12 protein-coding genes are annotated in these 13,347 nt (G+C 69.5%); 3 read left to right on the top strand and 9 right to left on the bottom strand.

From position 1 onward, the window contains the following. Positions 1 to 26 precede the first annotated feature (26 nt). On the bottom strand, positions 27 to 1,796 hold the full coding sequence (locus ACWGIC_RS37455; RefSeq protein ID WP_452080675.1) for a glycerol-3-phosphate dehydrogenase/oxidase: 1,770 nt from the start codon (positions 1,794 to 1,796) through the stop codon (positions 27 to 29). Positions 1,797 to 2,009: 213 nt separating this feature from the next. On the opposite strand from ACWGIC_RS37455, the gene ACWGIC_RS37450 reads away from it, so the two are divergent. Both ACWGIC_RS37450 and glpK read left to right on the top strand, forming a co-directional pair. Continuing rightward, positions 2,010 to 2,759, top strand: coding sequence for an MIP/aquaporin family protein (locus ACWGIC_RS37450; RefSeq protein ID WP_452080679.1), 750 nt, complete (start codon positions 2,010 to 2,012; stop codon positions 2,757 to 2,759). Positions 2,760 to 2,781: 22 nt separating this feature from the next. Beyond that, a complete protein-coding gene (glpK, locus tag ACWGIC_RS37445) occupies positions 2,782 to 4,290 on the top strand; it encodes a glycerol kinase GlpK (protein ID WP_452080674.1) in 1,509 nt (502 codons plus the stop codon). A gap of 597 nt (positions 4,291 to 4,887) precedes the next feature. Here glpK and ACWGIC_RS37440 read toward each other — a convergent pair. The 5 genes from ACWGIC_RS37440 to ACWGIC_RS37420 all read right to left on the bottom strand — a co-directional run bounded on the left by ACWGIC_RS37440 (position 4,888) and on the right by ACWGIC_RS37420 (position 9,182). Further along, the gene (locus ACWGIC_RS37440) at positions 4,888 to 5,685 is read right to left on the bottom strand and encodes a VOC family protein (protein WP_452080673.1); all 798 of its coding nucleotides are present in this window, start codon (positions 5,683 to 5,685) and stop codon (positions 4,888 to 4,890) included. 82 nt (positions 5,686 to 5,767) lie between these two features. Beyond that, positions 5,768 to 6,352, bottom strand: coding sequence for a class F sortase (locus ACWGIC_RS37435; RefSeq protein WP_452080672.1), 585 nt, complete (start codon positions 6,350 to 6,352; stop codon positions 5,768 to 5,770). Positions 6,353 to 6,408: 56 nt separating this feature from the next. Beyond that, positions 6,409 to 7,047: a hypothetical protein gene (locus ACWGIC_RS37430; RefSeq protein WP_452080671.1), complete on the bottom strand. Its 639-nt coding sequence runs from the start codon at positions 7,045 to 7,047 to the stop codon at positions 6,409 to 6,411. 197 nt (positions 7,048 to 7,244) lie between these two features. Then, positions 7,245 to 7,700, bottom strand: a complete 456-nt coding sequence (locus tag ACWGIC_RS37425) for a hypothetical protein (RefSeq protein ID WP_452080670.1) — start codon at positions 7,698 to 7,700, stop codon at positions 7,245 to 7,247. Positions 7,701 to 7,778: 78 nt separating this feature from the next. Further along, positions 7,779 to 9,182 (bottom strand): NAD(P)H-quinone dehydrogenase, encoded by a 1,404-nt coding sequence (locus ACWGIC_RS37420; RefSeq protein WP_452080669.1) that lies wholly within the window; start codon positions 9,180 to 9,182, stop codon positions 7,779 to 7,781. A 132-nt stretch (positions 9,183 to 9,314) separates the two neighbouring features. Between ACWGIC_RS37420 and ACWGIC_RS37415 the strand changes: the two genes are divergently transcribed. Beyond that, a complete protein-coding gene (locus tag ACWGIC_RS37415) occupies positions 9,315 to 9,767 on the top strand; it encodes a gamma-glutamylcyclotransferase (RefSeq protein WP_452080668.1) in 453 nt (150 codons plus the stop codon). Between the two features lie 618 nt (positions 9,768 to 10,385). Here the strand turns inward: ACWGIC_RS37415 and ACWGIC_RS37410 are convergent. From ACWGIC_RS37410 to meaB, 3 genes are all read right to left on the bottom strand, one after another. Next, on the bottom strand, positions 10,386 to 11,672 hold the full coding sequence (locus tag ACWGIC_RS37410; protein ID WP_452080667.1) for an amidohydrolase: 1,287 nt from the start codon (positions 11,670 to 11,672) through the stop codon (positions 10,386 to 10,388). A 190-nt stretch (positions 11,673 to 11,862) separates the two neighbouring features. Next, positions 11,863 to 12,177, bottom strand: coding sequence for a hypothetical protein (locus ACWGIC_RS37405; RefSeq protein ID WP_452080666.1), 315 nt, complete (start codon positions 12,175 to 12,177; stop codon positions 11,863 to 11,865). A 175-nt stretch (positions 12,178 to 12,352) separates the two neighbouring features. Beyond that, a complete protein-coding gene (gene meaB / locus ACWGIC_RS37400) occupies positions 12,353 to 13,345 on the bottom strand; it encodes a methylmalonyl Co-A mutase-associated GTPase MeaB (protein ID WP_452080665.1) in 993 nt (330 codons plus the stop codon). Positions 13,346 to 13,347: the final 2 nt, after the last annotated feature.

Below are 13,347 nucleotides of genomic sequence, written 5' to 3'. Positions count from 1 at the left end.
CACCGCGACAGGCACTCACGACGCTCTCAGCTGACCGGCTCGATCAATCCCGCCCGGGCCTCCGGAGCCGCCGCCCGCAGCGCGTCCGCCGACTCGTCCGTCGGCTGCAGCTGCGAATCCCGCTCCGCCTCGACCCGCGCCCGGTAGACCTCGACCTCGCGCTTGGTCTCCTCTTCCGACCAGCCCAGCACGCCGGCCACCAGCTGGGCGACCTGCTCGGCGCAGTCGACGCCGCGGTGGGCGTACTCGATCGAGATGCGCGTGCGCCGCGCGAGGACGTCCTCCAGGTGCAGCGCACCCTCGTGGCTGGCCGCGTACACGACCTCCACGCCGAGGTAATCCGGGGCCGACTCGATCGGCTTGAGCAGCTCCGGCCGGTCCGCCGCGAGCGCCAGCACCTCGTGCACCAGCGAGCCGTAGCGGTCGAGCAGATGCCGCACGCGGTACGGGTGCAGCCCGTGCTCCGCGGCCAGGTGATCGGCCTGGTTGACCAGCGCGTGGTAGCCGTCCGCGCCGAGCAGCGGGACCTTGTCGGTGATGGACGACGGCGGGCGGCCCGGAAGGTCGACCACCGCGGCGTCGACGGCGTCGGCCGCCATCACCCGGTACGTCGTGTACTTGCCGCCCGCGATCGCGACCAGTCCCGGCGCGACCCGCGCGACCGCGTGCTCGCGCGACAGCTTCGACGTCTCTTCGCTCTCCCCGGCCAGCAACGGCCGCAGACCCGCGTACACGCCCTCGATGTCGTCGTGCGTGAGCGGCGTCGCAAGCACCGAGTTCACGTGTTCGAGCAGGTAGTCGATGTCGTGCTTGGTGGCCGCCGGATGCGCGAGGTCGAGGTTCCAGTCGGTGTCGGTGGTACCGACGATCCAGTGGTTGCGCCACGGGATCACGAACAGCACCGACTTCTCGGTCCGCAGGATCATCCCCGACTCCGACACGATCCGGTCGCGCGGGACGACGATGTGCACGCCCTTGCTGGCGCGCACGCGGAACCGGCCGCGGCCGCCGGACAGCCGCTGCAGTTCGTCGGTCCACACACCGGTGCAGTTGACGACCGCGCCGGCGTGGATCTCGGTCTCGCGGCCGTCCTCGACGTCGCGCACGCGCACGCCGGAAATTCGGTCCGCCTCGCGCAGGAAGCCCACAACCTGGGTGGAGGTCCGGACCACCGCGCCGTAGTGCGCGGCGGTGCGCGCGACGGTCATCGTGTGCCGGGCGTCGTCCGACTGCGCGTCGTAATACCGGATGCCGCCGATGAGCGCGGACCGCTTGAGCGCGGGGACCATTCGGAGGGCACCCGCCCGGGTGAGATGTTTCTGGCCGGGCACGGACCGCGCGCCGCCCATCGTGTCGTACATCAGCAGCCCGGCGGCGGTGTACGGACGCTCCCAGATCCGGTGCGTCAGCGGATACAGGAAGCTCACCGGCTTCACCAGGTGCGGCGCGATCTTCGTCAGCATCAGCTCGCGCTCGTGCAGCGCCTCGCGCACCAGGCCGAACTCGAGCTGCTCGAGATACCGCAGGCCGCCGTGGAAGAGCTTGCTCGACCGGCTGGACGTGCCGGACGCCAGGTCGCGGGCCTCGACGAGGGCCACGCGCAGGCCCCGGGTCGCCGCGTCGAGCGCCGTGCCCGCGCCGACGACGCCGCCGCCGATCACGACCAGGTCGAAGGTCTCGTCGCCGAAGCGCCGCCAGGATTCCTCCCGGCCCGCCGGACCCAGCCGGGCCGGGTCGCTGCCGTTCTGCGGGTTCGTCACCACTCGTTCCTCCTCGTGCTCCACCTTCCCCAGCATCGCACGCTTGCGTGATCGTCTGCTGACCCCGAGGTGACACGTGTGGCGGAACCCATGACGATCATGGTCACATTGCTTCGCCCGGCATATGGATTGCACGCTTACGCGGCGGTAACGTGCCGCGGACTGGGGTCGGCGACGGGGCTGTGGCCGGACGTGTTCGGCCCTGCACAGACTGTCCAGTGTGGAGGTGCGGGAAGCGTGAGTCAGAGTCTGAGTCCGGGCGCGATCATCGTCTGGGAGCTGCTGGGCACGGCAGTGCTCCTGTTATTGGGCAATGGCGTGGTGGCCAACGTGGTGCTGCGCAAGAACAACGGACACCAAGCGGGAACTCTGTTCATCACTTTCGGGTGGGCTTTCGGCGTTTTCGCCGGGGCCAGTCTCGCCGCGCCGACCGGCGCGCACCTGAACCCGGCGGTCACGCTCGGCCTGGCTATTTCGGGCAAGGTTTCGTGGGCGGACGTGCCGTTTTACCTGATCGGGGAAATGCTCGGCGCGATTCTCGGCGCCGTGCTGTGCTGGCTGACCTACAAGCTCCAGTTCGACGACCACCCGAATCCGGAGGAGACGCTGGGCATTTTCTCCACCGCCCCGCAGATCCGGAACAAGGCGTGGAACCTGGTGACCGAAATCATCGGCACCTTCGTTCTCGTCGCCTGGATCCTGCTGACCCCGGCGTTCAAGGCCGCCGCGGACGGGACGCCGACCTTCGGCAACACCGCGCTCGGCTACGCCGGGGTGTCGTTCGTCGTGCTGGTGATCGGCATCTCGCTCGGCGGGCCCACCGGTTACGCCATCAACCCGGCCCGCGACCTCGGCCCGCGCATCGCGTACGCGTTCCTGCTGCCGATCAAGGGCAAGCGCGATCCAGACTGGAACTACTCGTGGGTGCCGGTCCTCGGGCCGCTCGTCGGCGCGGCGCTGGCCGCGCTGGTGTACCTGGCCGTGCACAACCTGACCTGATCCAGCTTTCCGGAGGGAATCCATGACTTCGTATGTCGCCGCGATCGACCAGGGCACCACGTCGACGCGTTGCATGATCTTCGACCACTCCGGCCGTGTCGTCGCGGTCGACCAGCGCGAGCACGAGCAGATCTTCCCGCAGGCGGGCTGGGTCGAGCACAACGCCGAGGAAATCTGGGAAAACACCCGCGCGGTCGCGGCGGGCGCGCTCGCCAAGGCCGACCTGCGGCCGACCGACATCGCCGCGGTGGGCATCACCAACCAGCGCGAGACGGCGGTCGTGTGGGACCGCAAGACCGGAAAGCCGGTGTATAACGCGATTGTCTGGCAGGACACGCGAACCGACAAGATCGCCGGCGAACTGGGAGCGCTCGGCGGCGGGCAGGAGCGCTACCGCGAGAAGACCGGCCTCCCGCTCGCGACGTATTTCTCCGGCCCGAAGATCAAGTGGATCCTCGACAACGTCGAGGGCGCGCGGGCCAGGGCCGAGGCGGGCGATCTGGTGTTCGGCAACATGGACACCTGGGTGCTGTGGAACATGACCGGCGGCACCGACGGCGGCGTGCATGTGACGGACCCGACGAACGCGTCGCGCACTTTGCTGATGGACCTCGACACCCTGAAATGGGACGAGGACATCGCGGCGGAGATGGGGATTCCGCTGTCGATGCTGCCGGAGATCCGGTCGTCGTCGGAGGTGTACGGCAAGGTCCGCCCGCGCGGGGCACTGGCCGAAGTGCCGATCGCGGGCATCCTCGGCGACCAGCAGGCGGCAACGTTCGGCCAGGCGTGCCTCTCCCCCGGCGAAGCCAAGAACACTTACGGCACCGGGAACTTCGTGCTGCTGAACACCGGCACGGAGAAGGTGCTGTCGGAAAACGGCCTCCTGACGACGGTCTGCTACAAGATCGGCTCGAACGACACGGTGTACGCGCTGGAGGGCTCGGTAGCGGTCACCGGTTCGCTGGTGCAGTGGCTGCGCGACAACCTGGGGTTGATTTCGTCGGCGGCGCAGATCGAGGAATTCGCCCGAACGGTTGACGACAACGGCGGCGCGTACTTCGTTCCGGCGTTCTCGGGCCTGTTCGCGCCGTACTGGCGCTCCGACGCGCGAGGCGCGATCGTCGGGCTGACCCGGTTCGTGAACAAGGGCCACATTTCGCGGGCCGTGCTGGAGGCGACCGCGTTCCAGTCGCGAGAGGTGATCGACGCGATGAACGCCGACTCGGGTGTTCCGCTGAAGTCGCTCAAGGTCGACGGCGGGATGGTCGTGAACGAACTGCTGATGCAGTTCCAGGCGGACATCCTCGGGGTGCCGGTGATCCGCCCGGTGGTGAACGAGACGACCGCTCTGGGCGCGGCGTACGCGGCCGGGCTGGCGGTCGGGTTCTGGGAGTCGGAGGACGACATCCGGACGAACTGGGCCAAGGACAAGCAGTGGGATCCGTCGATGGACGAGTCCCGGCGGGAGAAGGAATACCGGAACTGGAAGAAGGCCGTGACGAAGACCTTCGACTGGGTGGAGGACTGATCCGCTGGCTGGGTTTTGGTGGCCTTGCCGTTGTGATGGCGTGACGCTTTCCCGACCGCCCGCCGTGACGGCTGGCGGCTCGGACGGCTGAGGGTCGGTGAGGGGAACCTTGAGGGAATCTGATTCCTTCGGGGTTCCCCTCACGGACTTCTGCCGCAAGCTCGATGCCCCGGAGAGTGGGCAAGACGCACTGCCTTCGCCGCTGGTCCCAGCGAACATCGGCATCGCACAGCGCGCATCGGCACCGGCACGACTCGGCACCAGCTCGGCTCGGCACCCGACCGGCTTGACCCGGCACAACCAGCCTCGCCCGGGCACAAGCCCCGTGCGGCGCCAAGCAGCACGGCAAGACTCCGCAGCACAAAGCGGCGCTAGCCCGGCTCGTTGCCGCAGCCCGACGCAGGATCGGCCGCTTATCTCGAGACCGCACACCACCGCCTGGCTCAGCCCGGTGCCTCGCCCGGCCACGCCCCTCCCAGCGCGGTACCTCGTCCGGCACCACCCGGCTCAGCCCAGCCCGAACCGCGCCCAGCAACTCCCCGCCCGACCAGCCCTCCCCAGCCAGCCCCGAGAAGCCCAGCATCAACCTCCCCAACCTCACCCCCACCCGTCCTGCATCCCGGACTGGTCGTTGGGCGCCATCAGCGAAAACCCCGCCCCTTGGTCGTCCACCGCGACCACCATCCGCCCATGCGGCGTGTCCACCGGCGGGCTCACCACCGTCCCGCCCAGCTCCGGGATCCGTGCCGCCGCCCCGTCCGCGTCCGACGTCCAGAAGTAGGTCACCCACCCGGGTTGCGCAGGGCTGTCCGCGGCCAGCTCGCCCAGCCCACCGACCGGACGGCCGTCGACATCCAGCGTCGCGTACGTGAAGCCCGGCCCGGACATGTCGCCGAAGCCGTACCCGAACACATCCCCGTAGAACTGCTTGGCCGCGGCGAAATCCCGGGTCATGCATTCGTTCCACGCGGGAGCCCCCGGCGTGAGCGTGGCCTGCGTGCCGGAATGCCTGCCCGGCTGCCACAGTCCGAACGCCACCCCGGTCGGGTCGGTCGCGATGGCCATCCGGCCCTCGGTCAGGACGTCCATCGGCGGTGCGACGACCTGCCCGCCCGCTTCCGCGATCGCGGCTACCGTTTTGTCCACATCGGACACTGACAGGTACGTCGTCCACACCGGCGGCATGCCTGCCTGCTCCGGCGGGATCTGGCCGATGCCCGCCACCGGTTTTCCCGCGACCTGCGCCATTCCGTAAAAGCCGGTCTCCGGGCCGCCGGATTCGACTGTCCACCCGAGCAAACCCTCGTAGAACGTGACCGCCTTGTCGCGGTCAGGCACCATCAGGTCGCCCCAGCACGGTGTGCCCGCGGGCCACGGTTCAGTCCTGGTGATCATGCGCGCCTCCCGGAATTGTGCCAACCGTCACAGTGTCGCACCGGGGACCGACAAAATCGGGGGCGTCTTGTTCAACGCCGGCTCAATGCCCGCCGTTCACCAGGTGGGCGTACACAATGATGTTGTCGACGTAGCTGTGCTCAGCCCGGTCGAACGCGCCGCCGCAGGTGATCAGACGCAACTGTGGATCCGAAGTGTCCCCGTAGACCGCGTCGGTCGGGAAGACGTCCTTGGGCACCTGGTCCACTTTGGTCACCTCGAAGTGCGCGGTGGTGCCGTCGCGGCGGGCGATGTCGACGTCGTCTCCCGGCTTCATTTCCTTGAGCCGGTAGAAGATTCCTTTTTGCTTGTTTCCGTCTACGTGTCCGAGCACCACGGCGGGACCGACCTCGCCGGGAGTCGGGCCGTTTTCGTACCACCCGGCCTGCAACGGTTTGCTGACCGGCGGGACCTGCACCGAATTGTCGGGATTGAGCCCGAGCGGCACCAGACTGGAATGCGCGTCGATGCGCGGGATGTCCAGCGAGACCGGTTCCGATTTCGGCATAGCGGCCGACGAAGCGGACGGAACGCTGGAGACGGGCGCCGGGGTCATCGAGCTGACGGAGCATCCGGCCAGCAGCGCGGCGAGCGCGACGGCCGCCGCGGCGAGTGTCTTCCTGATCATCTTTCCCCCGATCCGCCTGGGCCCGGCCGCGAGAGCAGCCAGGCCCAGGAGACTAGTCAGCCACGCTGGCGACGACGCGCCGCCACGAGCCCGGTGCCGCCGAGCGCGAGCACGCCCATCGCGCCGGCCGCGATCGGCAGGCCGGCGGACGACTGGTTGTCCGCGACCGGACCGTCCGTGCCGCCGGTCTGCGGCGCACCGGACGGAACCTTGCTGACCTGCTTCGGCGCAGGAGCGGGAGCGGGCGTCGGCTTGGGGGCGGGCTTCGCGCCCAGCACGGTGAACTTCGTGGCGAGGTCGGCGCTGCCGCAGGAGAACGTCACCTGGTACGCCCCGGGCTTCACCCCGGCGCGGACGATCGCGGTGCCCTGCGAGACCGGGGCCTTCGACGGGTCGTTCTGCGGGCCGACCGGGTGCAGCTTGCCGAACTGCAGCGCCGCCGAGTTCAGGTTCTTGATTTCCGAGGCCTCGCAGCCGACGCGCACCGTCACGCGGTCCCCGGCGTGCCCGGAGGACGGCAGCACCCGGATGAACGCCTTGGGCACGCCCGCGTTGTCGTCCGCCGGCTCCTCAGCGGCAGGCGCGGAGGCGGTGCTCGCCGCGGACGGCGCGGTAGGCGCTTCGGCCGCGAAAGCCGGTGCGGCCGAAAGCATTCCGGCGGCCACCAGAGTGGAGAAAATAACGGTACGCTTCATGACAACTCCCCTTGATGAAAATGCGATTCCCGCCGAGGACAACGGCGGCGAATCCGCGCCCGTCCGGCAGTTCCCCCTGCGGCCCGGGCGTTTTCGTTCCGACAACAACCAAGACGTCTCCACCCGCCGCGGGGTTGCCCCGGGAACGAAAAAACCGCCGGAAACAATTTCCGGCGGTTTTTCCAGAGCCTGGACGATTAGCTGGCGAGGCTCCCGTCGCCCGCTTTCGCCGCACCCTTGGGCACCCGCGACACCTGCGCGGCGGGCACGGTGAAGGTCGCGGTGTACTGCTTCCCGGCGCACGTGACGGTGAGCGGGTAACTGCCGGGTTTGGTGCCGGGCACCAGGTTCGCGTTCGCGCTCATCGTGGCCTTCACGCCGACCATCTCGCCGTAGAAGTACTTGGAGAACGTCAGCGCGGGCGAGCTGAACGCCGCCGTGCCCGCCTTGGCCCCCGGACAGTAGGCGAGCGCCAGGTTCGGATCGGAGCCGCGCTGGAAGGCGTTCACTTGGCCGTGCAGCACCGCTGTGTCCTGGTTCAGCTGCACAGTCACCGGATCCGGAGCGGGCCCGTCTGCCGCCGCCACTGCCGGAACCGCTGTCCCGGCCACTCCGATCGCCGCCGCCACCGCGAAAATCGCGCTCTTGCGCACCCTTGTTCCTTCCCCGTGCCACACGTCCTCAACCCGCAAGACGCGGTGTGCGGCACGGGGTTGCCCGGACGAAGAAAATCAGTCCAGATCGTCGTGCCGCATGAGCTGACGGCCCGCTTCGGTGATCGATCCGGACAGCGACGGGTACACCGAGAAGGTCAGCGCGAGGTGGTCCACCGTCAGCTGGTTCTGCACGGCCAGCGCGATCGGCAGGATCAGCTCGCTCGCCGACGGCGCGACCACCACGCCGCCGACCACCACGCCGGTGGCGGGACGGCAGAACAGCTTCACGAAACCGCGGCGCAGGCCTTCCATCTTCGCGCGCGCGTTGGTGGCCAGCGGCAGCATGATCGTGCGCGCGGGGACCTCGCCGGAGTCGATCGCCTGCTGGCTGATGCCGACGGTCGCGATCTCCGGGTGGGTGAAGACGTTCGCCGCGACGGTCTTGAGCTTGATCGGCGCGACGCCCTCGCCCAGCGCGTGCCACATCGCGATGCGGCCCTGCATGCTCGCCACGGACGCGAGCATCAGCACGCCGGTGCAGTCGCCCGCCGCGTAGACGCCGGGGACGCTCGTGCGCGACACGCGGTCCACCGCGATGAAGCCGCCGGGGCCGGGCTCGATGCCGACGCGGTCGAGGCCGATGTCGGCGGTGTTCGGAATGGACCCGACGGTCATCAGCGCGTGGCTTGCCTCGATCACGCGACCGTCGGCCAGGTGAACTTTCACGCCCTTCTCGGTGCGCTCGACGCGTTCCGCACGGGCCTGCTTGGCCACCGTGGTGCCGCGCTGGGTGAAGACTTCTTCGAGCACCGCGGCGGCGTCGGCGTCCTCGTGCGGCAGCACGCGGTCGCGGCTGGACACGACGGTGACCTTCACGCCCATCTCGGTGTACGCGGAGGCGAACTCGGCCCCGGTGACACCGGACCCGATCACCGCGAGGTGCTCAGGCAGCTCAGTGAGGTCGTACAGCTGGCGCCAGTCCAGGATCCGCTCGCCGTCCGGCACCGCACCGGGCAGCACGCGCGGCGTGGCCCCGGTGGCGATCAGCACGACGTCGGCGGACAGGGATTCGACGGTCCCGTCCGAGTGCGTGACCTCCACCGTGTGGGTGGCCAGACCCGGCTCGTCGTCGGCGAACCGGGCTTCGGCGGTGACCACGCGAACGCCCTCGCGCTGCACGCGGGCGCGGATGTCGGCCGACTGCGCGAGCGCGAGACCCTTCACCCGGCCGTGCACGGTCGGCAGGTCGACGGTGGTGTCCGCCATGTCGGTGTTGATGCCGAGCTCGCCGAGATCGTGCATTTTCGCCAGCGCGCCGGACGAGGCGATGAACGTCTTCGAGGGCACGCAGTCATAGAGGACACAGGCGCCGCCCAGGCCGTCCCGCTCGACGATCGTCACGTCGGCGCCGTGCTGCGCCGCGACCAAGGCGGCTTCGTAGCCCGCCGGGCCGCCACCCATGATCACGATCCTGGTCACCTGGGTCCTCCTATGTACGCGTGCTTGGCGGTGGTCCTGACCCTACGCGGCGAACCTGACCGGCAAGCGAAGTGCCCGGGACACGGCATGTGCATCCGATCGCGGCGCGCATGGGTCGCTAGGCTGTGCCGCGTGCCGTTGTATGCCGCTTACGGATCCAACATGGAGCCCGCCCAGATGCTGGAGCGCGCCCCGCACTCGCCCATGGCCGGCACCGGCTGGCTGGAAGGCTGGCGGCTGACCTTCGGCGGCGAGGACATCGGGTGGGAAGGCGCGCTGGCCACCATCGTCGAGGACCCGTCGTCGCGGGTGTTCGTGGTGCTGTACGACGTGATCGGGCTCGACGAGGAACGCCTCGACCGCTGGGAAGGCGGCGAGCTGGGGATGCACACGAAGATCCGGCTGCGGGTCCAGACGATGGACGGGTCGGTGCTGGCCTGGCTGTACGTCCTGGACGCCTACGAGGGCGGCCTGCCCTCGGCGCGGTATCTCGGGGTGCTGGCGGACGCCGCGGAGGCGGCCGGTGCCCCGGCGGACTATGTGGACGATCTGCGCACCCGGCCGTGCACCGGGATCAGCGGCTGACGCTCTCTCCGACTCACTGTCCGTGAAGGGCTCCTTGAGGGAATTAGATTCCCTCAAGGAGCCCTTCACGGACTTTCAGCCGTTCGGGAGGCGAGTCAAACTGGCCGCCTCGACCTCGCTGGGGCGGTCCGGAACGCTCGTTTTTCGAGTCATCCACAGCCGGTGCGGACTGTCCCCAGCGGGCCGGGGAAAGTTGTCCCCACTGAGACCTCCCTGTGGATAACTCTGCGTCTCCGGATGATCCACAGCTCGGCCGGGCAGCCGCCCAATACCACACGGCGGAGGCTCACCCACACGGGCATCCGGCACCGCGGAGCGCAGGAAAAATCGCAGCGCGTCACCAAATCTGACGGCATAAATCAGGACAGCGACACTGCGCGAAGAGCCGCAGATTCCGCCAAAGCCGTTGCCGCGCAACATGAAAACCGCACTCGACAGTCAGCGGCCAACCAGCAAGCCCGGGCAGCACAAAAGTCCGAAATGACTCTCGGTAAGCGAGCCGCAGCACCGGCATCGGCGGTCTAGACCACGCCGCGTAACTCCCCGCTGACACCCCCGCACGAGGGGTACCTCTCACCCGCCTGAGTTATCCACATTGGCGCGAAGCCTGTGGATAACTCAGGCCAGCGAGGCCAGTGCGGTGTGCACCAAAGTGCGGACTCCGACGAGCAGCGCGCGCTCGTCGAGGACGAACGTCGGGCGGTGGATGTCGGCCTGCGGAGCGGGCGGACCGGACCACACGCCGAGCCGGGCGAAGGCCCCGCCGACGTGCTCCAGATACCAGCCGAAGTCCTCGCCGCCGGACGACTGTTCCGTCCCGGCGAGCCCGGATTCGCCGACCGCCGCCTCGACGCCGGCGCGCATCAGCGCGGTCGACTCCGCGTCGGAAACCACGGGCGGCACGCCGCGCCGGTAGTCGAGCGAGAAGCCGACCCCGGTCGGGGCCAGCAGCGACTCCACCGACGACGCGACGAGCGGCTCCAGCGACTTCCACACCTCGTGCTCGGCGGTCCGCAGAGTGCCGCGCAGAACGCCGTCCTGCGGGACCGCGTTCGCCGCCTGTCCGGCGTGCACCGCGCCCCACACCAGCACCGTGCCGGATCGCGGGTCGACGCGCCGGGACAGCACCGACGGCAGCGACGTGATGACCGTGCCGAGCGCGTACACGAGGTCAGCGGTCAGATGCGGCCGCGACGTGTGCCCGCCGGGCGAGGTGAGGCGCAGTTCGATGAGGTCGGCGGCGGACGTCAGCGCGCCGACCCGGGTGCCGACCTTGCCAGCTTCGAGCCGCGGGTCGCAGTGCAGGCCGTAGATCCGCTCGACGCCCTCCAGCGCTCCCGCGGCGATCATGTCCAGCGCGCCGCCGGGCATGACCTCCTCGGCGGGCTGGAAGATCAAGCGCACGCGGCCGGGCAGCTCGGGCGCGCCGGCGAGGGCACGACCGGCGCCGAGCAGGATCGCGGTGTGCGCGTCGTGGCCGCACATGTGCGCCGCGCCTTCGGTGGTGGAGCTGTAAGGCAGGCCGGTGTCCTCGGTCAGCGGCAGCGCGTCGATGTCCGCGCGCAGCGCGACGCAGCGCTCGCCCTTGCCGATGTCGCACACCACGCCGGTGCCGCCAGGCAGCACCCACGGCTTCAGCCCGACCCGGCGCAGCAGCGACACGATCAGCTCGGTGGTCGCGAACTCGTTGCGCGACAACTCGGGGTGGGCATGGATGTGCCGCCGCCACGCGAGCACGTCGGTCGCGTTCGCGCGCAGCCAGTCGTCCAGCCAGAACGGGCCGCGGCCCGCGCCTAGGTCTTCCACCGGTGCCATGCTGAGGCCGACGTCGGCGAGCAGCGCGCCGGGCGCCGCGATCGGGTTGTGGTCACCTGGAACGTCCGGCCGTGAGTCCAGCACCGTCACGCCGCACCTCCTCCCGCAACACGAGCGCAGGGGAACACGCAACGTGCCGATCGATCTGTCTTACGCATCGGAGTCGATCGTGCACCATGCAGGTGGCAAGCGGCGGGGCGCTGCCGTTCGACCTAGACGGCCGGTAGCGGATCTGCGGCGAACGGCTGACGAAGTTCGGCGTGGGTGAACGCCGGAAAGCTCAGCCGCCCTGTGCCTTGCGGCGCTTGATGCGGTGGCGGCGGCCGAAGAACACGATGGCGAGCAGCACCACCGCGGCACCGCCGGCGATGAGGTTCTTCTTCGTCTTGTCGGCGTTGGCCTTGTCGGTCTCCGTCGGGTCGAGCACCGGGCCGGGGGGTGCCTGATGGACCGCGTTCACCTGCGTGATCGCCGTCTCAACCGCCACGGTGGCCGCGGCCGGAACCGAGGTCGCCGCGGACGCCGCGACCGGCAGCACCCCGGTGAGCAGCACGCCGAGCAGACCGGCCAGCAGCAGTCCCCGCACCTTCGCCATGACTTCCCTTCTACGCCGTCCCCGTGCATTGTGCCCGCCGGAGCGCGGGAGCGTCAGCCGCCACGCGGTGGAGCCGGGTCCGCTCGCCCCATGCCGACGACCGCCGGGCGCAACAAGCCCCTGAGACGGTCAAAAGGCACTTGTGCGCTTAGCGTTTTTTCTTCTTGGACGACGTTCAAGAAGACGGCTCGGTGAACGCGGCCAAGATCCGCTGCGCGGCCAGCGTGGCGGTGAGTTCGCCGTCGCGCACCGCTCGTTCCACCTCGGCGACCTGCGCGCGGACGGCCGGATGCGCGGTGAGCCGGTCGAGCAGCTGCTCGCGGACCATCGACCACGTCCAGTCGACCTGCTGTCGTTTGCGCCGTTCGGCAAGATCACCCGATTCGGTGAGCACCTCGCGGTGCTTCCCGATCGCCGCCCACACCTCGTCGAGGCCGCTGCCTTCGAGCCCGCTGCACGTGAGCACCGGCGGCGTCCAGAGCGCGTCCTTGCCGTAGATCATCCGCAGCGCGCCTTGCAGCTCGCGGGCGGCGCGCTTGGCGTCGCGTTCGTGCGGGCCGTCAGCCTTGTTCACCGCGATGACGTCGGCGAGTTCCAGCACACCCTTCTTGATGCCCTGCAACTGGTCGCCGGTGCGCGCCAAGGTGAGGAAGAGAAAACAGTCGACCATGTTCGCCACAGTCACCTCGGACTGGCCGACGCCGACCGTCTCCACCAGTACGACGTCGAAACCGGCGGCCTCCATCAGCACGATCGTCTCGCGGGTGGCGCGGGCGACACCGCCGAGCGTGCCGGACGTCGGCGACGGCCGGATGAACGCCTTCGGGTCGACCGCCAGCCGCGCCATCCGGGTCTTGTCGCCGAGGATCGAGCCGCCGGTGCGGGTCGAGGACGGGTCGACGGCCAGCACCGCGACGCGATGCCCGGCCGAGGTGAGGTCGGTGCCGAGCTGGTCGATAAATGTCGACTTGCCGACTCCGGGCACGCCGGTGATGCCGACGCGTTTCGCGCCGCCGGCGTGCGGGAGCAGCTCGACCAGCAGTTCCTGGGCTTGCCGCCGGTGGTCCTCGCGATGCGATTCGACCAGCGTGATGGCCTTGGACAGGGTCCCCCGGTCGCCGGCGAGCACGCCCTTGGCGTATTCGCCGACGTCGATCCGCCGCGGCAAGG

The sequence above is a fragment of the Amycolatopsis sp. NPDC054798 genome (genome assembly GCF_053611505.1).
The sequence above is the reverse complement of the archived record's forward strand: the minus strand, read 5'-3'. Positions and strand labels throughout refer to the sequence as shown.